This is a genomic window from Mycolicibacterium sp. 624, assembly GCF_040548615.1.
Classification (GTDB): Bacteria; Actinomycetota; Actinomycetes; order Mycobacteriales; family Mycobacteriaceae; genus Mycobacterium.
Window position 1 is genome coordinate 445729 of sequence record NZ_JBEPRZ010000003.1, and the last position, 21975, is coordinate 467703.

19 protein-coding genes and 4 pseudogenes are annotated in these 21975 nt (G+C 63.7%); 9 read left to right on the plus strand and 14 right to left on the minus strand.

From position 1 onward, the window contains the following. Window positions 1–101 precede the first annotated feature (101 nt). From ABIA65_RS15030 to ABIA65_RS15040, 3 genes are all read right to left on the minus strand, one after another. Entirely contained in the window at window positions 102–800 is a 699-nt protein-coding gene (locus ABIA65_RS15030) for an AAA family ATPase (protein WP_354524041.1), read from the minus strand. Beyond that, on the minus strand, window positions 797–952 hold the full coding sequence (locus ABIA65_RS15035) for a hypothetical protein (RefSeq protein WP_354524042.1): 156 nt from the start codon (window positions 950–952) through the stop codon (window positions 797–799). The genes ABIA65_RS15030 and ABIA65_RS15035 overlap by 4 nt, the downstream gene beginning before the upstream one ends. A gap of 332 nt (window positions 953–1284) precedes the next feature. Then, complete coding sequence (locus tag ABIA65_RS15040; RefSeq protein ID WP_354524043.1) at window positions 1285–1836, minus strand: YaeQ family protein; 552 nt, start codon at window positions 1834–1836, stop codon at window positions 1285–1287. 173 nt (window positions 1837–2009) lie between these two features. Between ABIA65_RS15040 and ABIA65_RS15045 the strand changes: the two genes are divergently transcribed. Continuing rightward, window positions 2010–2399 carry a CGNR zinc finger domain-containing protein gene (locus ABIA65_RS15045; RefSeq protein WP_354524044.1) on the plus strand — a complete coding sequence of 130 codons (390 nt, stop codon included), beginning with the start codon at window positions 2010–2012 and terminating at the stop codon, window positions 2397–2399. 136 nt (window positions 2400–2535) lie between these two features. Here the strand turns inward: ABIA65_RS15045 and soxR are convergent, their stop codons facing one another. Next, complete coding sequence (gene soxR / locus ABIA65_RS15050) at window positions 2536–2991, minus strand: redox-sensitive transcriptional activator SoxR (protein ID WP_124713975.1); 456 nt, start codon at window positions 2989–2991, stop codon at window positions 2536–2538. A gap of 224 nt (window positions 2992–3215) precedes the next feature. Here soxR and ABIA65_RS15055 point away from each other — a divergent pair, with 224 nt between their 5' ends. Continuing rightward, a complete protein-coding gene (locus ABIA65_RS15055) occupies window positions 3216–4118 on the plus strand; it encodes an amidohydrolase family protein (RefSeq protein WP_354524045.1) in 903 nt (300 codons plus the stop codon). A 22-nt stretch (window positions 4119–4140) separates the two neighbouring features. Here the strand turns inward: ABIA65_RS15055 and ABIA65_RS15060 are convergent. Both ABIA65_RS15060 and ABIA65_RS15065 read right to left on the minus strand, forming a co-directional pair. Continuing rightward, window positions 4141–4388: pseudogene (locus ABIA65_RS15060) on the minus strand (hypothetical protein); the annotation flags it as partial. Further along, window positions 4384–4491: pseudogene (locus ABIA65_RS15065) on the minus strand (site-specific integrase); the annotation flags it as partial. The pseudogenes ABIA65_RS15065 and ABIA65_RS15060, both read right to left, overlap by 5 nt. 1240 nt (window positions 4492–5731) lie before the next feature. On the opposite strand from ABIA65_RS15065, the gene ABIA65_RS15070 reads away from it, so the two are divergent. From ABIA65_RS15070 to ABIA65_RS15085, 4 genes and pseudogenes are all read left to right on the plus strand, one after another. Next, on the plus strand, window positions 5732–7564 hold the full coding sequence (locus ABIA65_RS15070) for an acyl-CoA dehydrogenase (protein WP_354524046.1): 1833 nt from the start codon (window positions 5732–5734) through the stop codon (window positions 7562–7564). Window positions 7565–7668: 104 nt separating this feature from the next. Next, window positions 7669–7860, plus strand: a pseudogene (locus ABIA65_RS15075) (helix-turn-helix domain-containing protein); the annotation flags it as partial. A 60-nt stretch (window positions 7861–7920) separates the two neighbouring features. Continuing rightward, on the plus strand, window positions 7921–8865 hold the full coding sequence (locus ABIA65_RS15080; RefSeq protein WP_354524223.1) for a TetR/AcrR family transcriptional regulator: 945 nt from the start codon (window positions 7921–7923) through the stop codon (window positions 8863–8865). Window positions 8866–8871: 6 nt separating this feature from the next. Beyond that, a complete protein-coding gene (locus tag ABIA65_RS15085; RefSeq protein ID WP_354524047.1) occupies window positions 8872–9954 on the plus strand; it encodes an AraC family transcriptional regulator ligand-binding domain-containing protein in 1083 nt (360 codons plus the stop codon). On the opposite strand, the gene ABIA65_RS15090 is transcribed toward ABIA65_RS15085, so the two are convergent. Both ABIA65_RS15090 and ABIA65_RS15095 read right to left on the minus strand, forming a co-directional pair. After that, entirely contained in the window at window positions 9947–11281 is a 1335-nt protein-coding gene (locus ABIA65_RS15090; RefSeq protein ID WP_354524048.1) for an NAD(P)/FAD-dependent oxidoreductase, read from the minus strand. The genes ABIA65_RS15085 and ABIA65_RS15090 overlap by 8 nt on opposite strands. 119 nt (window positions 11282–11400) lie before the next feature. Beyond that, a complete protein-coding gene (locus tag ABIA65_RS15095; protein WP_354524049.1) occupies window positions 11401–13389 on the minus strand; it encodes an FAD-dependent monooxygenase in 1989 nt (662 codons plus the stop codon). A 90-nt stretch (window positions 13390–13479) separates the two neighbouring features. Here ABIA65_RS15095 and ABIA65_RS15100 point away from each other — a divergent pair, with 90 nt between their 5' ends. Next, entirely contained in the window at window positions 13480–14070 is a 591-nt protein-coding gene (locus tag ABIA65_RS15100; RefSeq protein WP_354524050.1) for a TetR/AcrR family transcriptional regulator, read from the plus strand. Between the two features lie 211 nt (window positions 14071–14281). Here ABIA65_RS15100 and ABIA65_RS15105 read toward each other — a convergent pair whose 3' ends face one another. Genes ABIA65_RS15105 through ABIA65_RS15115 form a run of 3 tightly spaced genes read right to left on the minus strand, consistent with a single transcriptional unit; the run spans window position 14282 to window position 16775 of the window. Then, window positions 14282–15058, minus strand: coding sequence for an SDR family NAD(P)-dependent oxidoreductase (locus ABIA65_RS15105; RefSeq protein WP_354524051.1), 777 nt, complete (start codon window positions 15056–15058; stop codon window positions 14282–14284). Beyond that, entirely contained in the window at window positions 15055–16044 is a 990-nt protein-coding gene (locus tag ABIA65_RS15110; RefSeq protein ID WP_354524052.1) for an amidohydrolase family protein, read from the minus strand. The genes ABIA65_RS15105 and ABIA65_RS15110 overlap by 4 nt, the downstream gene beginning before the upstream one ends. Next, the gene (locus ABIA65_RS15115) at window positions 16041–16775 is read right to left on the minus strand and encodes an alpha/beta fold hydrolase (RefSeq protein WP_354524053.1); all 735 of its coding nucleotides are present in this window, start codon (window positions 16773–16775) and stop codon (window positions 16041–16043) included. Before ABIA65_RS15115 ends, ABIA65_RS15110 begins: the two co-directional genes overlap by 4 nt. Window positions 16776–16944: 169 nt before the next feature. Here ABIA65_RS15115 and ABIA65_RS15120 point away from each other — a divergent pair, with 169 nt between their 5' ends. Both ABIA65_RS15120 and ABIA65_RS15125 read left to right on the plus strand, forming a co-directional pair. Next, complete coding sequence (locus tag ABIA65_RS15120; protein WP_354524054.1) at window positions 16945–17958, plus strand: Lrp/AsnC family transcriptional regulator; 1014 nt, start codon at window positions 16945–16947, stop codon at window positions 17956–17958. Between the two features lie 184 nt (window positions 17959–18142). Further along, a pseudogene (locus ABIA65_RS15125) lies at window positions 18143–18666 on the plus strand (nitroreductase family protein); the annotation flags it as partial. Between the two features lie 15 nt (window positions 18667–18681). Here the strand turns inward: ABIA65_RS15125 and ABIA65_RS15130 are convergent. Genes ABIA65_RS15130 through ABIA65_RS15140 form a run of 3 tightly spaced genes read right to left on the minus strand, consistent with a single transcriptional unit; the run spans window position 18682 to window position 21613 of the window. Further along, window positions 18682–19332, minus strand: a complete 651-nt coding sequence (locus tag ABIA65_RS15130; RefSeq protein ID WP_354524055.1) for a TetR family transcriptional regulator C-terminal domain-containing protein — start codon at window positions 19330–19332, stop codon at window positions 18682–18684. A 59-nt stretch (window positions 19333–19391) separates the two neighbouring features. Next, window positions 19392–20729, minus strand: coding sequence for an APC family permease (locus ABIA65_RS15135; RefSeq protein ID WP_354524056.1), 1338 nt, complete (start codon window positions 20727–20729; stop codon window positions 19392–19394). Between the two features lie 41 nt (window positions 20730–20770). Then, on the minus strand, window positions 20771–21613 hold the full coding sequence (locus ABIA65_RS15140) for a carbon-nitrogen hydrolase family protein (protein ID WP_354524224.1): 843 nt from the start codon (window positions 21611–21613) through the stop codon (window positions 20771–20773). Window positions 21614–21975: the final 362 nt, after the last annotated feature.

Genomic DNA, 21975 nt, shown 5'->3' on the forward strand with positions numbered 1-21975 from the left:
TCGCCACCGTTGTACTCGAGTACTGCCTTTACGTACATCTAGGATTCCTCACGCGCACGGGATCTGCACTCGCCATCGATCACCCTAGCCGTAGTCCTCAATTACCCGCGGTCGAGACGCCCTTCGATGATTCGCTCCAGCGCGCTAACCCGTTCGTGCCGGTTGCCGGCGAGTTCGACAACGTGGCAGGCCAGGGGAGAGCGCCTCGGTAACTCCTCGCGGTACAACCTCTTGAAGGCACGATCAATCCAGTTCCGGTAGAAGGATTCCACCGAACGAATCCCGTCGTCTTCCATCGCCGGGTCGATCGCTGGGTCGCCGGTAAGGGGAAGAAACACGATCAGGTCGTAGCTCTGCAGAGCCCCGCTGTCGAGAACAGCCGTCCAAAGCTCCTCAATGTAGGCGGAGGTGATATCCGAAGGAAACTGTAGATCGCTCTTTTCCTGCATGTCAGCGCGAACCTCTAACGTTCTGCGCCTTTCGATTTCAGGTACACCTTCCTTGCCGCCCATCGCCCCCGCGTACTCCGAGTAGGGAATGAAATCAAGACAGCTGCGATCGCAGATGATGTCAACGTCGGGTTGCGTTTGCCGCGCATCGTTGATGCGAGCAATCGCGTGCTGTGTCATCAGGGTGTTGCAGCGCTGGCTTGCGCGTTCCGCAAAGTGGATGCGTTCACCTTCGGCCGCGAGATAGCGGTAAGGCTCGTCTTCGACCCGGAACGCGGGGTGCAGATCATGAAAGTCCCGTACGAGGGTGGACTTGCCCATGCTGTGCGTACCGCTGACGGCGATTCTCATCGCGCTCCTGCAGGCTTCAAGACCTCGGCAGGCGATACGGTTTCAACGAATGCACGCGCCGCGGCAGCCGCCAGGCTGTGCTCAGATGGAATGATCGCGCCGCGCCTTGCGAGGTCGATGGCCATCGGCGCCTCTATGACGAAGGTTGTCATGCCAGCAACTTTCGCAACAAAAGCGGGACCGGACAAGGGGGTGATGATTCATCTGATGCAATATGCGGTGGTTTACTGACAACCCTGCGTATTCGATTCCGCCGTATTCTGTCCGTTGTCGGATGTTGGTGTGACCGGATGCCGGGGGAGCGGTCCTGGCAACCGGATCGATACCCATAGGACGCCTGGCCCGCCAGGCGGCCGTTCGCCAGTTTGCTGATGACTGCGGTCAATGGCGACTGCCGGGGATCCAAGTCCGGGGGAGCTTCAATGATCGATATATTCCAGAACTGGGCACTAACGCCATCGACTAGCACCTCGGGCTCAGACGTTCACTCCAATGGCTCGGGCGTGAAGGTAACGTCGACTCCGCCTACGGTCATCGTCACCTGACCTTCGATCACCATCACCTGCGCCGAGACCCGTCGATCGACAGTCTGGGCCAGTTGCTGCACCGGTGCGTGCGGTATCTGCACCACCGACAGGTTCTTCCATGCCGCCACTTTTGGGCCGACGGTGCGCCACCACGTGGCCACGCCGGCGGCAAACGGGAACAACAGCACCTGATCGGCCTGGCTGGCCACCTTGCCCAAGACGCGTTCATCAGGCTGGCCGACGTTGATCCACTCCAGGACGCGGCCCGTATAGTCGGCGAGCCGCAGGTCCGGGACCCCCGGGGTGGACAGGCCGGCCCCGAACGCCAACTCACCGTCGACGTCGCTGAGCCGGTGTGCGCGCAGCCCAAACGCCAACAACCGCACCACCATCCGCTCATCGGTCTCACTGGGATGGCGGGCCACGGTCAGCGCGTGATCGGCGTAGTAACCGTGATCGACATCAGAGACGCCAAGTTCGACTTTGAACACTGTTGCAGAAAGGGCCACGTCATAGTGTCCACCCAGGTGGTGTTTCCCGGAGCAGTCGGGCCGCTTTGAGTGGTCAGGCCGCCGCGCTCCATTTGATAGATCGTCTTGAGTGTGGACCAACTTCTCTGACCAGGGACAACTACCGCGCGTCGACACCCGCGGAATTGGAGGACCGGTGGACTCAGCTAGGGATGCCAGCCCAGCGTCGCGCCACCGGCGCCGACCTGCGTGACGTGCAGGCCTTCCTCCATGAGTGGGCGCGGGTCGTCGATGCCACCACCGAAATCAACCGAGTCGACGCTCTCAACGAGATGCTGGCACGCTTCACGGTCAGTCCGTCGATTACCAATCACGACGGAAGTGGCTGGCACCTCCACTACCGCGATCCCCACGCGGGCTTCGCCGCCACCCTGGCCGGTGCGACCAGCGCCGCTGCGGCCCAATACCTCACCGAACGCGGAATGCATCGCATCCACCGCTGCGCAGCCGAAGACTGTGCACACGCTTTTGTGGACTTCAGTCGACCGGGAACGCAGAGATACTGCACCTACCACTGCGCCAACCGCGACGCCGTTCGCTGACACCGAGCCACGACGCGAACGCCATAGAACAAGGCTCACCCAGCGTGCCCCGCCGCCGTCAACAACGTCATGACCCGCAACAACTGTTGCGGCACGACACGTTGTTGACGCGTGCCCTTTGGCAGCTTGGCGCGAGTCAGTCGGCGGCGCTGATGAGTCGTCGGGGGCCGGGGCCTTGTCGGGCGAGTTCGTCGTCGTGATTGACGATGCGGCAGGTTGCCAGTGACAGGCAGCCGCATCCGATGCATCCGGTGAGTTCTGCTTCGAGGTGTTCGATCTCGAGGCGTCGCGCTTGGAGTTGAGCGTGCCAGTGACGCGAGATTCGGTTCCAGTCGGCCTTGCTTGGCATTCGGTTGTCGGGCAGGTCGGTGAAGACGGCGGAGACCTCGGCCAAGGTGACGCCGAACCGGCGGGCGGCTTGGATGATGCTGATGCGGCGCAATACGTGACGGGGATAGCGGCGTTGGTTCCCGAGTGTGCGCACTGAAGTGATGAGGCCTTGGTCTTCGTAGAAACGCACTGCGCTAGTGGCGATTCCAGCGCGTTGGGCTACCTCACCGACGGTGAGCATGTCGGTTGGTTTGTACGACAACGGCTTCTCTTCCTTGACTTCAACTGGACTTGAAGTCATAGCCTACCCGTCATGAGTATCGATTCGGCAGCGCGAGACCGCCGTACCGTTCAGGGGAGCCTCGCAACAAGCGGTCCGACGGTAGTGGCGACCAGATCGTGAAGATCAGCGCGCTCGAGGAGCACTACGTCCTGCCGTCAGTCGCCTCGGCGTGGCAGCGCCTGCCCGATCGAGGCCGCGATCCGATGGCATCGTTCGACCCTGCATCGGGCCTGGGTCGCAATCTCGCATCCCTGGGCGAACAGCGGCTGGCGCTCATGGATGACGCCGGCATCGACGTGCAGGTGTTGTCGTTGACCACGCCGGGGCTCTTCGACCTACCGGCGGTCGATGCCGTCGCTTTGCAGACCGCGGTCAACGATGAGATTGCCGACACCGTGTCTCGCCACCCGCAGCGATTTCAAGCGTTTGCGACCTTGGCGCCACAACGTCCCGAACAGGCTGCGGCCGAATTGGACCGTGCGGTGCGGGAACTAGGTTTCGAGGGCGCCCTGATCTTTGGCCGTGTCCAGGGGCAATCCATTGATCATCAGCAATTCTGGCCTCTGTTCGAGGCTGCTGAGGCGTTGCGGGCGCCGCTATACCTGCATCCGCAGACCCCGCCGCCACCGGTTCGGCAGGCCTACTACGGGGGCTTGAGCGACCATGTCGGCACCGGACTAGCCACTTACGGGATGGGTTGGCACTACGACGCCGGGTTGCAGTTCCTTCGTCTGGTGCTGGCCGGAGTGTTCGATCGCTTCCCCGATTTGCAAATCATCTTGGGTCATTGGGGAGAGATGTTGCCGTTCTACCTGGACCGGATCGATGGCATCGCCGCGGTGGCTCGTCTGGAACGCACTATCACCGACTATGTCTGCCATAACGCGTTCCTGACCCCCGGCGGCATCTTTAGCCATCGATACCTGAAGTGGGCGTTGGAGGTCGTCGGCGATGACCGTGTCATGTTCGCCGCCGACTTCCCCTACGTGCCAACCAGTAGCGGGGCGGCACGAAATTTCCTGACCCAGGCCGAACTGACCGATGACGTGCGCGACAAGATCGCCACCGGTACCTGGGATCGAATCCGGGCCGAGATCCGCCGCTGACACCCTCTACGACGATCGCCCCCTGTTTGGCCGAACGCTTTGGCCCGTCGGAGAATTGACCGGGTTAGATTCACTGCGCAGGCGTTTCAGGTGGTGCCAGGTCGCGAATTGCTCGACGGGTGTGCGGACAGTCGGCGAGTCGATGGCGTCGAGTTTGGCGGCCAGCCAGACTTCGAAGCGCGCCAAGTGTTCATCGCGTTGGGGGAGCAGTCCGTGGTGCTGCAGCAGGCTGCGCAGGTGATCGACGTGGCCGCCGGATCCTGCCGCGGACCTTCACGACGCCGTAGCGGCCGAACTCCGGTGCGTGCGGGTTGCGGGAGAAGTCGACGGTCTGCAGGTGCCGCAATTCGTTGAATCGCACGCCGTAGGAGTGTAGGTCCACCGCGAAACGCGCGTTCGTCAGCGCGTGTCGCGGCAGCCGGACCGAACGGAGGCTCTACTCGTTGGCGTCGAAGCGCTTTGGCCACATCGACCTCAAGCGTCGGGCGAGGGCCATTCGGAACGCCCGTGATTCATCAGATGAAAACGGCGTACTTAAGTTGACATAATGTGGCTTATCGGCACTTTAGCTTGCGCGTTGCATCTAACGAAAGTGCTCACACCACATGCTGATTGAATGATCGGCGCTGCTCAGCGCGTCGGTTGACTGCCTAGACTCCGCCCGGCCGAGTGCACATATGTTGTCAGTACGCCGAGGTCGCCGTGTATTTCGATCACTTAGTGCTTGATTCAGTTGTTAGGTGATCCACGAAGGCGTTCCATTGCCGTCAGTTCGCGGCAGACACCAGCCCAAGGGCGGCAATCGCGTCGCCGGCTGCTAATGGCGCGATGGCGATAGCGTGATCGACCGCTGCCGCCCCCACGCCCCTTCCGGTTCCGTTCACCATCGATTCGTCACAGTGACGAATTATGTTGTGGCCCTCCGGGTTATTGCACGACGTCGCGCTCGGGCGTGCGCATGGCTGAGGTGCTGCCGGGGTTCATTCCTCGGGTCCTCCAGCGTGGCGATGTATCGCTGCTGCGGGCCGATGAGGCGGTCTTGACGGCCATGGTCGACCGGTGGCGCGCTCAGATGCTGGCCGGGGTCTCGCAACGAGCACCATCACGGCCCGATGCAGCCTCATCCGCCGGTTCGTCGAATTCACCAATGAGTATCCGTGGCGCCGGCGCCCACTTGATCTTGATCAGTTCCTCGCAGATCTCAGGTCCCTGGAAACACCGATCGAACTGTCCACGTTGCATTCCTCTAGCAACGCGATCTCGATCCCGAACCCGACCAGCGCCGCAAACTTGTCGCGCACGGATTGATGCCGCGGGCGTTGCGTTCACTGGGTAACTCCGGCTGAGCCCCGGGTGATGTGGGGTCGGAAGCGATCTCGGTAGGCCCCGCGCTCTCGACCCACACGGTTGCGACGCAGTTGGAGCGCTAACGCCCCGATCACCGACATGGATGTCAGGTTATTGACGATTCACACAATCCTGCTGACGTGCGGTAATGACGCATTAGTTGTGTTAGGAGGTTATTTGTGATGCACTCTGCACCTACCCGGCGACCACGAGACTGTGTGAACCGCGAATGGCGGGAATCGGACGGGTCCGAGGATGGAGGACCAATGAACCACTACAAGTCCCCGCTGAGGGACCTTGAATTCAACCTGTTGGAATTCCTCGACCTGCCAGGGACGGGCCTCGCCGGCCACTACGACCTCGATTCCGCGGATATCCGCGAACTGCTCGCCGAAGTCGCCCAACTTTCGGAGGGACCGCTAGCTGCGTCGTTCCAGATCGCGGATCGGCGCCCCCCGACCTTCGATCCGGCGACTCATGCGGTGACATTGCCCGAGCCGTTGCGGACCTCGGCGCGAGCCCTGCTCGACGGTGGCTGGGACAAGCTCGGCATCGAAGAAGAACTTGGCGGCCTGCCCATGCCGAAAGTCGTGGTGTGGGCGCTGCGAGAGATGATGCTGGGAGCCAATCCTGCGCTGTTCTTCTATCTCGGCGGTGCCGGTTCGGCGAGCATCGTGTTCAAGCTTGCGACCCAGGAGCAGAAGGAGTGGGCCAGGTTCGCGGCCACCCGCGGCTGGAGTTCAACGATGGTGCTCACCGAGCCGGATGCCGGTTCCGACGTGGGCGCCGGCCGCACGAGAGCCGTCAAGCAGGAGGACGGTTCGTGGCACATCGACGGTGTGAAGCGGTTCATCACCTCCGCGGACTCCGGTGAGCTGTTCGAGAACATCGTCCACCTCGTGCTCGCGCGTCCCGAAGGTGCGGGCCCCGGAACGAAGGGGCTCTCGCTGTTTTTCGTGCCGAAGTTCCATTTCGATTCCCGCACTGGCGAACCCGGCGAGCGCAATGGTGTCTTCGTCACCAACGTCGAGCACAAAATGGGGTTGAAGGCTTCGGCGACCTGTGAGCTCACGTTCGGCCAACACGGCGTGCCGGCCAAGGGCTGGCTGGTCGGTGAGGTGCACGACGGCATCGCGCAAATGTTCGACGTGATTGAGCATGCGCGAATGTTGGTGGGCACCAAGGCTATCGCGACGTTGTCGACCGGGTATCTCAACGCGCTGGACTACGCCGGACAACGGATCCAGGGCGCCGACATGGCAGAGATGACCAATAAGAAGGCCCCGCGGGTCCCGATCGTCCGCCACCCGGACGTGCGTCGCAGCCTGATGACCCAGAAGGCGTACGCCGAGGGCCTGCGCGCCCTCTACCTGTACACCGCCACCTTCCAAGACGCGGAGGTCGCTGCCGGTGTGCACGGCGTCGAGCCCGCCCTGGCTCGGCAGGTCAATGACTTGCTGCTGCCAGTCGTCAAAGGCGCAGGGTCGGAGCAGTGCTATGCCAAGCTGACCGAGAGCCTGCAGACCTTCGGCGGCTCGGGCTTCCTGCAGGACTACCCGATCGAGCAGTACATCCGCGACGCCAAGATCGACTCGCTCTACGAGGGCACCACCGCGATCCAGGCGCAGGACTTCTTCTTCCGCAAGATCATCCGGAACAAGGGCGTCGCGCTGGCGCACGTGGCCGGCCAGATCGACACCTTCGTCAAGAACGAATCCGGCAACGGCCGCCTCAAGACCGAACGCGAGCTGCTGGCGACCGCCCTGATCGACATCCAAGGGATGGCGGCCTCGCTTACCGGCTACCTGATGGCCGCGCAGGAGGATTTAAAGAGCGTCTACAAGGTGGGCCTGGGCTCGGTGCGGTTCCTGATGAGCGTCGGGGATCTGATGATCGGCTGGCTGCTGCAGCGCCAGGCCGCCGTCGCCATCGAGAAGCTCGACGCGGGCGCCACCGGTCCGGAGAAGTCATTCTACGAGGGCAAGGTCGCGGTCGCGTCCTTCTTCGCCAAGAACTTCCTGCCGCTGCTGACCAGCACGCGCGTGGTGATCGAGCACATCGACAACGACATCATGGAACTCGACGAGTCCGCCTTCTGAAACCGAGCGGCGGGCGTTTTCCACCGGCGCGGCCAAGTCGATGCCATCATGAACACAATCACCGGCCGCTCGCTCGCCTGGAGCGCTCCTCGTAGGAAGGTCACGTGCCAGCGACCTCATCATCGCCACCACGGCGCGGAGCCCGGCGGGTCGACAAGCGCGACAGCATCCTGAGCGCCGCCGCGGAACTGATCCGAGCAAAGGGTTACGAGCATGTCTCACTGCGGGATATCGGCGACGCGGTCGATGTCGGACCGTCTGCCCTGTACCGGCACTTCAGCAACAAGCAGCAGTTGCTGTCCGAGGTAATCCGGGCAGGACTGAGGCCCGCGACAGCGGCTGTCGACGCACTGAATTTGCAGTTCGACGACAACGCACTCACCGCATTGGCCGATTTGGCAGTGGATCACCCCGATCTCGGCCTGCTGTGGCTGCGAGAGATGCGACATCTTCCCGCCGATGAGCAGAAATCCATTGACCGCGACGTCTACCGCATGATCGAACAACTGGCGAGCAATTGCCGACGAGTTCGGCCCGAACTCGAAACGACCGCCAGCGAGCTGCTCGCGTGGTCCCTCCTCGGGGTCCTGCTCAGCGCATCCTTTCATGCGGTGACTGTCGACCGCGGCGTCTATCGGTCGTTGCTCGTCGCACTGCTCGAGCGTGTGATGTCATCGCCAGTCGCACCCGGACTGGCTATTGCTACTGCCCCGAAAGAGCCGGTGGCGGGCCTCGAACCCCTGTCCAGGCGAGAGGCCCTGCTCATCCAGGCGACCAGATTGTTTGCACAGCACCGCTATTCCGGTGTCGGTAACGAGGACATCGGGGATGCGCTGGGCATGTCGGGACCCAACATCTACAACCACTTCACCAGCAAGTCCGAACTGTTGGGCCGGGCACTTCAGCGCGGCGCAGGCTACCTGCAGCTACAGCTCGCAGAAGTGCTCTCCAGAGCCAGCACTCCCACCGACGGGTTGCGTGGCCTCATCACTTCCTACACCAGCTTCGCCGTCGCGCATCCTGATCTCGTGGCCATCCTGATGACCGAGATCCGCAACCTCGCCGAGCCCCACCGCCAAGCCGCATTGACTGCCCAGCGCGACTATGTCAACGAATGGACCCATCTGATCCAGCAGCGTGACCCTTCGACGGACCCCGCGCAGGCACGCTTGAAAGTGCATGCCGCGCTGACGATCATAAACGCCGTGTCTCAGGTAGACCGGCTGCGGACCGCCGCGCAATCCGTCGACGCCATCAGCGGCGTCGTGGGGCACATGCTGCTCTCGCACCAGGAGAACTGAGCAGCAATGTCGCCTGTCGCCGCGGATGGCCAGGGTGGCCTGGGCGCAGATCCTACGTTGCACGCGGCCACCATCGCGCCCAGCGTCATCCTTGCTCTCGTCGAGGTGGCAGAAGACCACGGCGTGGACACCGAAGCGTGGTTCGCGGGAACCGGGCTGTCCCGCCGCCAGCTCGAACTCCCCGAGACGCGACTGTCATACCGTCAGATCATCGTGCACCTGCGGCGAGCCTTTCGAGACCTTCCGCCGGGACCGCTCGGACTGCACCTTGGCAGCCGAAACGCCGTTGCGTCATGGGGATTACTTGGCTTCGCCATCCACTCGTGCCGGGATGTCGCCGAGGCGATCGATGTCGGGACGCGCTTGCATCGTGCGGCCGGCAGCCTGCTCGACGTCGAGGCCAATTTCTCTCCGAACGACATCACGTTCGAGTTGCGCGAACGGTGGCCGGTCCCCGACCTGCTGCAGTTCATGGCCGAAGAAGCGAGCTCCGCCATCGTGACATTGACGCGATCGGTGCTGGGCATGCATGCCGGACCCATACAGGTCGAGTTCTGCTATACCGCACCGTTGTACGCCGACGCGTATCAGGACTTCTTCCGCTGCCCGGTGCTCTTCGGTACGGCGGCCACCAGGATCCGGTTCGAGGGGACGTTGCGTAATCACGTCATCTCCACCGGAAACCGGACACAGCTCGCCGCCGCGATGGACGGAGTGGAGAAACTGGCGTGCGCAGACAGGCGGCAGGTCGGGATCGCGGCACAGGTAGAGGATGTGCTGCGGGAGAATCTGCAGCGGCCGCTGACGATGGCCGCGATTGCGGCCCGCCTTGCCATGAGCGAGCGGACATTGCACAGACGGTTGGCGCGGGAGCGCAGGACGTTCGGTGAGGTGCGCGACAAGGTTCGTTGTCAGCGGGCAGCTCATCTCTTACGTTTGTCGTCGATGCCGATCATCGGCGTGGCGGCCGAGGTGGGTTACAGCGATGTGCGCGAGTTCCGGCGCGCCTATCGGCGCTGGACCGGACGCACGCCCAGCGCCGAACGCACCGACGCCTCGTCCGGCAGCCGACCGGGCATCATCAGCTGACGTCTTCCCGTTTACGTGGACATGCTCGCCGATCAGTGAGGTAGTCCGCGACACTCAGCGCGGCGGTCGAGGCGTGCACTCCCAGCCAGCGCAACGGTTCGGGCGGCATGGGTATCCGCGTGCGATCAGTCAGGACCGCCGGGGGCTGCGCCGACCTCATGGCCATTTCGCCGGCGATCGTTCCCAGCAGGCTCGCCTGCGCGACACCGTGGCCGCAATAACCGAGTGCAGCAACGATATTGGAGTGCTCGCCGACTCGTGCGATGAACGGGAGAAAATTGAGGTTCATCGCCACGTGCCCGGACCAGAATCCCTCGACAGCCACGTCTCCGAGTTCAGGAAAGCGGTCGCGGAACCGCCGCTCGATCTTGGCGAAGGTTCTGGGCCGCTGATCGTCGAATAGCCGGCTACCCCAGCGATATCCGATATAGCGCGAACCACCGATGACCCTCCCGTCTGCGGTCAGGCGGTAGTTCTCCAGCGACTGATGGGCGGTGTAGACGCCCTCAGCCTCGGGCCATCCGATGCGCATTCGCTGTTCGACGGTCAGCCGTGCTGTCACGAACTGGCAGGCGTTGGCGGGTAGGACGCTGCCATAACGGAGTCCCAGTTGGGGGGTGTAAGCGTTCGTCGCAAGCACCGCAGTTCGCGCTGTCACCATGCCGTTTGGCGTGTGTACGCACACCTGGCGTGGGCGCTCGACGATTCTGACAGCGGGTGTGGCCTCGAAGACCCTGGCGCCGGAGGCCTCCGCCATCGCGTACAGCCCCCGCACATACTTCCCGGGATCGAGTACCCCTCCCCTGCTCTCGATCGCCGCGCAATTGACGAAGCCCGGCAGCTGTCGGTCGTTGAGTTCCTTGTTGGTGAGCATGCGCACGCCTGCACCCATTTCCCGGGCAGCGTCGGCGGCCTGGCGAAGCTTGGTCTCCTGCCCGGGGTGCAGACCGGCGATGACATTACCGTGGGGTATGTAGTCGCAGTCGATGCCGAGTTCGGCGATGACGGCCTCGGTGTGCTCCACCGCCGCGTCGGCGAAACGCGCCAAGGCGGAACCGATCTCACGACCGTAAATGCGCAGCACACTGGGCAGATCTTTGCCGATCGTCGGCGTCAGATGGCCGGCATTACGACCGCTGGCACCGAAACCCACCCGGTCACCCTCGACAATGACGGTGTTGATGCCCCCCTTCGACAGGGCGATCGCCGCACTCAAGCCGGTGTACCCCGCCCCGATCACCACCACGTCGCAGTCAAGCTCCGCGTCAAGGGCCCGGGCTTCCTCGTTGGGTTCACTCAGCCAAAAGCTAGGCGCGTAGCAGGTCATGCCACACCGTAGGTCGGGGAACACCTCGGCGGCCTCCGGTGGCGGTACCGCTGTCCTGATTTGCCCCCGGGATGGCGGACTTCACCCCCCCAGCTGTCGGTCACGGCGCTCGCTCGCGTTCATGACGCTTGAGCGGGAATCCGCATTCCGGGTTTGATGACGATCGACTGGATGCGCCATCCACTCGGGGTGCGCGTGTAGGTGAGGTCGGCGCCGAGGTACGCCGCACGAGGATCGCCTCCGCCGTCGGCAGCGACCCACATCAGCCATTGACCGGTTGCGCTTTCGCCGTCGATGACGAGGACAGGGCTCAGGAAGGCGTGCATGGCGAAAGGCACGGATGCGGTGGCCTCGGGTAACGCTGCCGAGATCGCCGCGGCCCCAATGGTCGGGGGTGCGCCCGGGTGCTCGAAGACGCCGTCCAGGGTGAATATCTGCGCAATCGCCTGTGGAGAAACTGTTTTGCCACCCCACCCGCGGTTGATCGCGTCGGCGTAACGCGCAGTCAGGTCAACGATGGCAGCGTGGTCGTCCCACTCTGGCGGTCTCGGCGTGAGTACTGCGGCGGTGGCCACCGCGGCCGCCAGCGCGGCCGCACGGCTGGTCGGGGCCGTCACGGCTCGCCACGCGATGAAACCATCGGGTCGCACCAAGGACGCCCCACCCGGTCCTAGTCCGTAGGCCGGGGCGATCAGGTCGTGCAGAACGGATCCGCCGGTGAAACAGAGCACTTGGACGCGGACACCGAGTTGACCGGCGACGGAATCGACGGCGCTGCACCAGGCGTCGGAGTTGGTAACCAGCGTCCAGTCTCGACCGAAGTGGTCCAGCGTCGAGCACCCCGGGGTGAGCCACACGTGCGGCGCCCGGGTGCCGGGTTCTCCGGCCCACTCATCAGGTCTGCGGGCGTCCGGAAGGTCCTGGTTCACGTCGGCTGGGGCAAGGGAACGGTAGAGCTGGCCGAGTTCCATGGCGACGTCATCGATGATGTCGGTATCCGAGGTGGGGGTATCGATATAGGCCTTGTAATCGGCACGCGCGAAGATCTGTTCATGGCGCAGCCATGCGACTGGTCGTCGTTCAGCGCTGTAGGTATCAAGCAGTGTCGGCTCGCTGCGGCCGTTGTGGACCGCGGCGATCTTCCAGGCGAGGTTGTGCGCGTCAGCGATTCCCGTGTTGGCGCCGTACCCGCCGCGGTTGGGTGGGAGTTGGTGCGCCGCGTCCCCCGTGAGGAACACTCTGCCGCAACTGAAGTAGTCGGCGATGAGTGCCGATAGTTCCCACCGTCCGGTGGTGATCAGGTCGATGCGCAGGTCGTCGATTCCGGTGGCACGCCGAATGACGGACCACTGTTCGTCTTCGGTGCGGTCGACGTCGTCCTTGAGCATCAGCACCCAGCGTCCGTCGGAGTAGGTGGTCAGGAAGGCGCTGAAGTTATCTTGTTCGATCTCGAACTGGACGACGCCCTGACGCAGATACTGTTCCAGCGCGGGCGCCCGGAACAGGATGCTGCGCTGGACCGACAGGAGACCCCGGCCCGTGCGTGTGATGCCGAGACCGTCGCGGATCCCGCTGTCTGCCCCGTCGGCGGCGATCAGGTAGTCGGCGTCGATACGGTACTGGCTGCCATCGGCCCGTCGGCGCAACGTGGCAGTGACCCCGCCACCGGTGTCGTCGAAGGACACCAGCTCGGTGCCCAGGCGCAGGTCGGCACCGAGTTCGATGGCCCGCTTGCGCAAGATGGGTTCCAAGGCGTCTTGCGCTATCGCACTGGCGTGCACCGGAGAGTGGTCGGCCACGTTGGATGCGGCCGCGGCCGGGGGTGACCACGGGTACTCCTCAAACCATTGTCCGGCAAGGCTTTCGACACGAGCCCGGCGTGGTGGGCCGCCCTGCGTGCTGGGCGGCAATTCGATTCCGACGCTGCGGAATAGCTCCATCGTGCGGGTGGTGTAGCCGATCGCACGAGGGTGTAGCGCGCTGCCGGAGTGGCGCTCGACGAGGGTCGTCGGCACGCCCTGGGCGGCGAGAAAGACCGCCGCCGACAGACCCACGAGGCTACCTCCGACGATCAAGGTGCTGGTGTTGTCGATCGTTTCGTCGTGCATAAGGCCTCCCAGCCGCGTTATGTTTATTCAATAAGGTTATATAGTCACTTATACGTTATAGCAACTTGCTCAGCTCGGTATGGTGATCCGGTGACGACTGACGTGCCGGGGCGGCGCGCCCGCAAGAACGCGCAAACGCGCCAAGCCTTGGCGGCGGCAGCCGAACGCCTCTTCCTGGCCCGGGGATACGACGCCGTGGCCGTGAAAGACATCGCGGACGAGGTCGACGTCTCAGTGCCCACACTGTTCAAGCATGTTCCCGACGGGAAACCGGCCGTAATGTTCGACGACGGTGTCGAGCGACGAGAAAGCATGCTTACTGCCGTCCACGATCGTCCTGCGGGCACCCCCGTGCTCGCTGCATTGCGGGAATTCATGGCCGGCCGGGGACCGTTCGAGCAAAACCCCTCGGTGGCGTTCGTCCGGCGTACCGAACTGATCATGACCACCCCCGCGCTACGGGAGTATTCGCGAAAGCTCTGGATCCGTTGCGAGAGGCCGCTTGCCGAGGCCATCGCCGCCGAGCTGGGCCGGCCCTCCGACGACGTGACAGCTCGTGCGGTAGCCCGTTATGTGCTGGAGATCCCGCAGTTTCTGGGCGACGAACCCGAACCGCGCAAAGCCCTGGACATCATCTTCGGCCTTCTCGAGCATGGGCTGTCATCCATGGCAGGGCGCTGACGTGGCCGGGTTCAGTTCCTCGCGTCGCCGATGTGAACGGCCTGATTCGTCAACTCCGCCAGAATGTCGGCCCGGATGGGAAGATCTACACCCAGTGGGACCTCGGTCAGAATGTTCGAAGGATCACCCCGCCGCCTTCATCGGCCTGGCGACCGACTTACTGCGCTGAGCGGCGGGAGGTGACGCGCCTCCCGATGCATGCATTGTCCGTTCAGTTCCATCCGCCGGCGACGTCAAGAGTGGTTCCGGTGAGGTGCGTTGCGTCCTGCGACAGCAGAAACGCCACTGCGGCGGCGATTTCGTCGGGCTCCGCCAGCCTGCCTACGGCATTCATCGAGGCGACCAACGCGTCAGGAGAGACCCCGCGCAATGCCGGGTGGGTGTAGCTGTGCGCATGCTGCTTACCCATGTCGGTATTGGTCGGTCCGGGCGCGATGGCGTTGATACCGATCCCCAGTTCCGCCAGTTCGGGTGCCAGGCTCAGGACGAGCGCTGAGACGGCCGCTTTGCTGGAGGCATACAGAGCGTGGTGATACGAGGCGACCCGCGCACTGACCGATGAGGTAAGCACCACCCGCCCGCCCGGGGGCATCACAGCGGCGGCGGCCTGGGTGAGGAAGAGTTGGCCGGCGACGTTGACATGAAATACCCGGTCGAATTCCTCCGGCGTAATAGATGTCAACGCCCCATAGTGCTCCACACCGGCGTTGCTGGTCAACAGGTCAATGGCACCGAATTCGGCGGCCACCTGCTCGACGAGGGCTCGGACCTGCGCCGGATCACCGATATCGGAGTGGTAGGCGTGGGCGTAACACCCCTCCTGTTCGATTTCGGCCACCAAGGTCGCCGCGGCTGCGGGATCGGTGCGATAGGTGATTGCGACGTCAGCCCCCTCGGCTGCCAGACGGCGCGCGATGGATGCACCGATCCCCCTGTTCCCGCCGGTGACCAATGCGCGTTTGTTCGCCTGCGAACCCAGGTTGGTCATGACGCACATCCACCTTGTCCATGCGAGGGCGTCAGGCCGAGCAGCTTCTCGGCGTTGCCATGGGTGATCGCCCACCGCGTATCGGGGTCGAGGTCAAGATTGTCCAGCCAACTGGTGCCGGCAGCGTTGTCGCTGAACGGGTAGTCGACAGCGAACATGATCCTGCTGTCGCCGACGACCTTGCGCACGAGAGCGAACGGATGGTCGTCGAAGTAGCCGCTGGTAGTGATCCAAAAGTTCCTCTGTACATAGCTGCTCACCGGTCGGGCCAGATGCGGAGCGACACCGCTCAACATGCGTTCGACGCGCTGCAGGTGAAACGGCAGGCCCTCGCCGAGATGCCCCAGGACGACCTGGAGGGCGGGCAGCCGGTCGAACACGCCAGCGGCGATCAGCCGAAGAGCGTGTAGCGATGTCTCGTAGTGCCAGCCGTAGGCGTGGGTGGCCAGCGCGTGCCCGGTTGCCGGCGGCAGACCCGAGTAGTAGTGGCCGAACACTGCCGGCGCGGGGAACCCGGGGTGCAAATAGAGCGGCACCCCGAGTTCGGCTGCGGCGTGGAGTAGGGGGCTGTAGTCGGGGTGATCGAGGAATCGATCCCCGGCCATGCCGTGCACCATCACCCCGATGAATCCCAGTTCGCTGACCGCATAGTCGAGTTCGGCCGCCGCGGCATCCGGATCGGTGAGCGGTACGGTGGCAAATCCCGCGAAGCGCTCCGGCCAGGGCTGGATCGCATTCTCACAGAGCCGCTGGTTAGCCGCGCGAGCGTGCTCGGCGGCGAGATGTTGCGTTCCGGGCGGCAGGGCCGACAGCACCTGCAGGTCGATGCCGGCGTGATCCATATCGGCCAGACGTGCCCGTAGATCGGTCAGACCTTCACGGCGGGAGGCTGGCAGCCGCGAGACGTCAAATCCCGTCAGGGCGAGTAGCTCGGGATCTGCGTAGTGCTCCTCGAGTGCAATGACGCGTTTCGTCTCACCGATCATTTCTCTGCTCGTTTCGCAGCTTTGCAGATGATTTCGCCAAGAAGGTCCGCGAGTTCGGCTGGGGCGGAGTAGAACGGCGAGTGTCCGGTCGGCAGGTGGTATATCGCATCGGCGCGGGCAGCGAATCGCTGTTGACGCTCCGGCGGAACGGCGGCATCCAGGTCGCAGACGACGTAGCTCGATCCGACGGTGCGCCAGCCGGCCTGCCTAACGGTCTGGGCCCGGCTGGGATCGGATTGCAGGCGCAGCCGTCGGGTCGCCCGGGTAGCCACCTCGGGGTCGACATCGGAGTAGAGATCCGCATCATGCATGGGCGGGGAGTAACCAGCGTCCGGGATGGGCTGGTCGGGGCCGGCCCCCATCGATGTGCGCACGCTCTCACCGACATCGAGCTGGAACGCAGCGAGATAGATCATGTGGACGACGTTGTCGACGTGGGCACAGGCTTCAGTGGCCGGGGCGCCGCCATAGGAATGCGCCACCACGACCGTGGGCTCGCCGATCTCGACGAGTTTGGCGGTGATGGCCGCGGCGTCGTCGTACAGACCCGGCACCAGTAACGGTGCGGGCGAGTCGAATTCGAGGCCTGAAGGAAGATCCACGGTCTGTGCGCGCCATCCTCTGGTGGACAAGACCGGGATGAGATCTTCCCAGCACCATGGTCCATGCCATGCACCGTGGATGAGGAGCAGAGCAGGTCTGGGGCAGGCGACGGTTTCGGGTGGTGGCATGGGGCTGACTCCTGTCGTCGATGTGGTCCGAGCCCGACTCGATCGCGGCCACGATGGCCGTGTCGGACAACCCCCATAGCGTCGCAATGCACGCACCGGATCAACGCATGATGATCAAGACCTGTGGTGATTTCGTTAGTCTGCGGCTCAGTAGTGGATACTTTTCCTCATGGCACGACCGTCCGATGGTTTGATACTGCACGCACTGCAGCTCAATCCGCGGGTGTCCTTCCGCCGTATCGCCGAGGTCACCCGCCTCTCAGAGCAGACCGTCTCCCGCCGCTACCACCAGCTGCGTCGCGACGGAGTGCTGCGGGTCGCGGGAATGCTCAACGCCCACCTCGTAGGTGACGCCCAGTGGGTCGCGCGTATCCGGATCAGGCCTGACCGCGTCGGCGCGCTGAGCGACGCACTCATCCGCCGACCGGACGTCGGGTACGTCAGTATTCAGTCGGGCGGGACCGAACTGTTCTGCACCATCCTGACCGCCCGTGACGGATACCGTAATAAGGCTCTGCTGCAACAGCTTCCGCGATCGACAGCGGTTCTAGACATCAGTGTTGACCTCATGCTGCACAGCTTCGGTGACCCGACGACAACGGTCTGGACCGGGTACGGCGACAAGCTCACTCCCGCCCAGGCCCGACAGATCATCGCCGGCCAGGGCCGCGAGACGCCCACGCACAGCACACCGGCGGCCCCCACGGGGGACGACATGCGTCTGCTCGAAGTACTGGCCGACGACGGACGGGCGTCGCACGCCGAATTGGCCAGAGCCACCGGCTGGTCCGTGGCGCGGGTCGCGAGGCATCTGGCGGTCCTGCAGACATCACGCACGCTTCGCTATGACGTCGATATTCTTCCCGAGCGCCTCGGCTACCACATCAACGCAATCCTGTGGCTGACCCTCCCGCCCGAACACACCCATACCGTCGGTTCCGAGCTCGCCGCACACGACGAAATCGTCTTCGTCGCAGCCGTCACCGGGCCGCGTAACCTCATGGCCATCGCGCTGTGCCGCGACGAGCAGGATCTGTACCGCTACCTCTCCGGCCGCTTCGCCGCGGCGGGCCCGATCGCCGCCTACGAAATCAGCGTTCGCACAGAGGTGCTCAAACAGTCCGCGTCGCTCGTCTCCCATGGGCGACTGGTCAACGCTGCACCCCGCAGTGCCGGCACATGACGTCGCCCAGCCCCCGGTTGCGCAGCTCGTCTGAGGCGTCTTCGCGCTGCTGGTATTGATAGGGAGTCAGAACGTGATGCGCGATCACTTCACGCGCAGCGACTTCTGTGCCTGACAGTGGATGATCGAGGGTTTGCGTGACCCGTTCCACACCTGTCGCCGTCATCAGCATCGGATCGTCGCCTGGCGGTTCATCGTCCTCGACGCGCCCGAGCAGCGCAGCGCCGTCGCCACTGCAGCCGCGAAGGCGCCCGACACCATCGAGACGATCTATGGGATGCACAGGCCCGCCGACGACGATCAAGGTCGTGCAGCGCGTAACAACCGCGCCACCTACGAATTGCACGATCGCGCTGGCGAGTACACCTCCGTCCTGTTCACCGCGTTCAAGACTGAGTTCGCCTCCGAGTACCTACGGGCGGGATCCATCTACCCGGCGATGCAGAACTTCCACCTCGCGGCGCGTGCTCAAGGACTCGGGGCTTGCTTCACGAGTTGGGTGTCCTACGACGGCGAGCAGGTGCTCCGCGAGGCGGTTGGCATTCCCGACGAATGGTTCCTCGCAGGACATGTCGTCGTCGGCTGGCCCCGTGGACACCACGGTCCGGTTCGTCGGCGGCCCATCGAAGATGTGGTGTTCCGCAATCAGTGGGACCCCAACGAGCCGACATCGTCCACGGCGGAGGCGCCCGTCCCCGACGCAGCTGACCGGAGGGACCGCGCCTAAACCGAGAGGCTTGGGTTCTCACTGTCTTCATCGGCGCGATCGGCCCATCCGGGTGAGGCGATGCACAGCAGCGCCTCGGCATGCGCGAGCAGATCCGCCTCGACTTCCTCGGGAGTCAACAGACCCGTCATCGCGTGTATGGCGAGGCCGTCTTCGAGGGCCACCATGGCAGTGGCGATCTTGGCGGGAGGAAGCAGCGGAGAGAAGTCGCCGCTGGCGATCCCCGCCTCGACGATTCTCTGGTACAGCTCGGCCTGGCCACTGAAGAAGTGCCGGCTCCAACTCGCCGCGGTGGGTTCGTCCACGATCACCGGAGCGACTTCGTAGAGAATCCGCGCCGCTTCACGACGCTTTCCCGGATAGGGGGTGCCCAATGCGATGCACCGGCTGAGCATCGTCAGCGGGAGCGTCTCTTTCGCGACCAGTCGCTCTCTCTCATCGAGGAACTGCTTGGTCGCGGACCGATACACCTCGGCGAGAATGTCGTTGGCATCCGAGTAGTAGTACAGCAACAACGCCGACGACATGTCTGCGGCTTCGGCGATGCGTTTGAGGTTGATCCCGGCGGCACCGTGCTTGTGGACCGCCGCAGTGGCGGCGGCCACGATCTCCGCGCGTCGCTTCTTCTGGTTACTCGGGCGAGCCATGCCGCGACCTTCCCTGTGACTACTGACGGGCAGTCTATCGCAGCGGGGTCGGCATCGAATCAGCCTGCTTCTGAGGTGATCTCCGGCGGCGGACGCGAGAAGCCGCGTGTGAGGACGACGAGGTAGACCAGACCGGCGACCAGCCAGCCGGCCCCGAGCGTGACCGCGTGGGTGTCCAGGCTCATCAGGAAGTAGACGGTGATGGCGATGGCGGCACCTGCGAGCAGGACACGCGCCCAACGGGCGGGTCCACTCTCCTTGTCACGGAGCAGGAGCACCAGCACGCCCAGGTTCACAGCGGTGAACGCCGTGAACGCACCGAAGTTGATGAACGACGTCGATGTGGTCAGCGTCATCTGGGTAGCAAACAGTCCGACGGCACCGATCAGGGCGATGTTCAGAACCGGAGTTCCGAATTTGGGATGGCGGTATCCGAAGAACTTCTTCGGCAGAACTCCGTCACGTCCCATAGTGAGCAGCAACCGCGAGCCACCCGCCTGCGCGGCAATCGACGACGCGAACCCTCCGATCACGAGCGCTGCGACGATCGTTGCCGATAGAAGATTCCCACCGGCTTGGGCCGCGATGTCGAACGCTGCCGAATCCGCGTCGTTGACGACGGTCAGCGGGAGAACCAGCTCGGCGGCGAAACTGACCACGGTGAAGATCAGTCCCATCGCCAGTGTTGCGATGACGATCGCACGTGGGATCAAGCGTCGCGGGTCCCTTGCCTCGCCGGTCAGGGTCGTGATCGCGTCGAAACCGAGGAACGAGTAGCACGCGATCGCCGCGCCCGCCGCGACTCCCGCCAGTGAGCTGTCCATGTTCCAGAATGGGCTGAGAACCGACGCTCCGCCGTCGCTCGCAGCGGTTCTCAGGGACAGTGCGACGAAGCAGATCAGAACCAGGGCAACGAAACTCAGAAGCAGGAGGTTTGCCTTGTCAGCCACCCGAATGCCCAGCACATTGACGACCGAGACGATGAGCACCTGTGCCACGATCCAGACCCAGAACGGCACTGCCTCGAACTGTGCGCTGAGAAACGAACCACTGATGAGGAAAATGACCATCGGCAGGAAGAAGTAGTCGAGGATCAAGACCCAGCCCGCCATGAACCCTGTGTGTGCCCCCAGCGTCTTCCGGACGTAACTGTAGGCCGAACCGGAGAGCGCGAACCTCGCCGACATCGTGGCGTAGCTGATCGCAGTCAGGAGCATCGCCACCGTGGCGAGCATGTAGCTTCCCGACGACGTACCAGAACTGACTTCCGAGATGATTCCGAACGTGGCGAGCACGACCGCCGGAGCCATGTAGGCGATTCCGAACAACACAAGAGACGACAATCCCAATCGGGATTGCGGTGGCTTCACCGCGACTTCGCTACTGGTCAATGACATGATGCTCCTTTGCATCTGGGAATTCGAACAAGGCTGCTCGCTCAGGACTGGCGAGGTTGGATGCGCCCACCGCGGTACATCGGAAGGCTGGTGGTCGTGGTGTCGAGTTGGGACCAGACTCGATTGAGGCCGGCCGTTCCATCGCGCTGCACCCGCGACGACTCCGAGAGATCGAGTACGTCGCTGAGGGTTTCCGTCGACGCATCGACGCTGCGTACCCGAAGCCGCCCTTCGGCGTCGTAGGCGATGCTCTGCCCGCGTCCACCCGGTGCCGGAGCGTTCACAGAAAGGACCGCAACCTGATTCGCGATCGCGGTCGCCTGCAGGAGAATGAGTTCCTGCGCACGATCTGAGGTCGTCGTCCGGGCGACATTGATGATGGCATCCGCTCCCAGCCAGGCCAGTTGTCGACCGTGTTCGGGAAACCAGATGTCGTAGCAGATGGACAGCCCGACGGTTCCGTACTCGCCGAGACGGAACACCGTGAATTCGCCTCCGGGCGAGGTTCTTTCATATGGCTGCCAGGGGAACACCTTGCGATATGTCGCGACCCTGTGCCCCTCGGGTGAGTAGGCCGAGACAGTGTTGGCTACCGTGCCGTCCTCCGCGCGCTCGAACACACTGCCCGGGATCAGCCAGATCTGGTGCTCTCGTGCGAGCTGCTCGAGCGCTCGATCCCGCGGCCCGCCGGCGCTCTCGATGTACGGCTCGGCTTCAGGGAGCGGTGCGTTGGGCATTCCCCCACAGAGATGCATCTCGGGGAACACGACAAGTCTCGCCGCGGGATAGTCCGCGCACAGTTGGCGCACCTCATCCCGAAAGGCCTCGAGGCTCGTGACGGGCGGGTGCTGCGCAAGGCAATAGAAAAGCGGTCGAGTACTCAGCGCACTCCCCTCTCAAAAGTTGTTTGAAGAGTATTCAAACAACTCCTTCTCCGCAAGGGCTGGCAGGGAGGAGTTCTTCCGCGACGCCCGTGATCCAGTGGTTAGCCGGGCACGCCGCGAGCTTCTTGACACCCCACGACCTGTTCGATAGATTTGGGCGGACCGTTTAACAACCATTTAGATCCGCGCTCGTGCCACCGTCAACGGACGACTGGCAGCCTTCGTCGGACCGACCAGACGCAGATGTCCGGTCAATTGGTTGACAGCACGCTGGTCCATCTACAGGAGAGTGATTTCCCGATGACCCAACGCAGCGACCAAACTCCGCGTCCCGTCGAAGTGATCGCGCTCAACACCTTTTC

Coding starts and splice junctions, on each gene's coding strand:
- ABIA65_RS15055 (WP_354524045.1), top strand. CDS start 3,216: ATGGCATCGTTCGACCCTGCATCGGGCCTGGGTCGCAATCTCGCATCC.
- ABIA65_RS15110 (WP_354524052.1), bottom strand. CDS start 16,044: ATGATCGGTGAGACGAAACGCGTCATTGCACTCGAGGAGCACTACGCA.
- ABIA65_RS15085 (WP_354524047.1), top strand. CDS start 8,872: ATGTCGCCTGTCGCCGCGGATGGCCAGGGTGGCCTGGGCGCAGATCCT.
- ABIA65_RS15095 (WP_354524049.1), bottom strand. CDS start 13,389: ATGCACGACGAAACGATCGACAACACCAGCACCTTGATCGTCGGAGGT.
- ABIA65_RS15105 (WP_354524051.1), bottom strand. CDS start 15,058: ATGACCAACCTGGGTTCGCAGGCGAACAAACGCGCATTGGTCACCGGC.
- ABIA65_RS15120 (WP_354524054.1), top strand. CDS start 16,945: ATGGCACGACCGTCCGATGGTTTGATACTGCACGCACTGCAGCTCAAT.
- ABIA65_RS15090 (WP_354524048.1), bottom strand. CDS start 11,281: ATGACCTGCTACGCGCCTAGCTTTTGGCTGAGTGAACCCAACGAGGAA.
- ABIA65_RS15070 (WP_354524046.1), top strand. CDS start 5,732: ATGAACCACTACAAGTCCCCGCTGAGGGACCTTGAATTCAACCTGTTG.
- ABIA65_RS15135 (WP_354524056.1), bottom strand. CDS start 20,729: ATGTCATTGACCAGTAGCGAAGTCGCGGTGAAGCCACCGCAATCCCGA.
- ABIA65_RS15045 (WP_354524044.1), top strand. CDS start 2,010: ATGCCAGCCCAGCGTCGCGCCACCGGCGCCGACCTGCGTGACGTGCAG.
- ABIA65_RS15035 (WP_354524042.1), bottom strand. CDS start 952: ATGACAACCTTCGTCATAGAGGCGCCGATGGCCATCGACCTCGCAAGG.
- ABIA65_RS15130 (WP_354524055.1), bottom strand. CDS start 19,332: ATGGCTCGCCCGAGTAACCAGAAGAAGCGACGCGCGGAGATCGTGGCC.
- ABIA65_RS15030 (WP_354524041.1), bottom strand. CDS start 800: ATGAGAATCGCCGTCAGCGGTACGCACAGCATGGGCAAGTCCACCCTC.
- ABIA65_RS15115 (WP_354524053.1), bottom strand. CDS start 16,775: ATGCCACCACCCGAAACCGTCGCCTGCCCCAGACCTGCTCTGCTCCTC.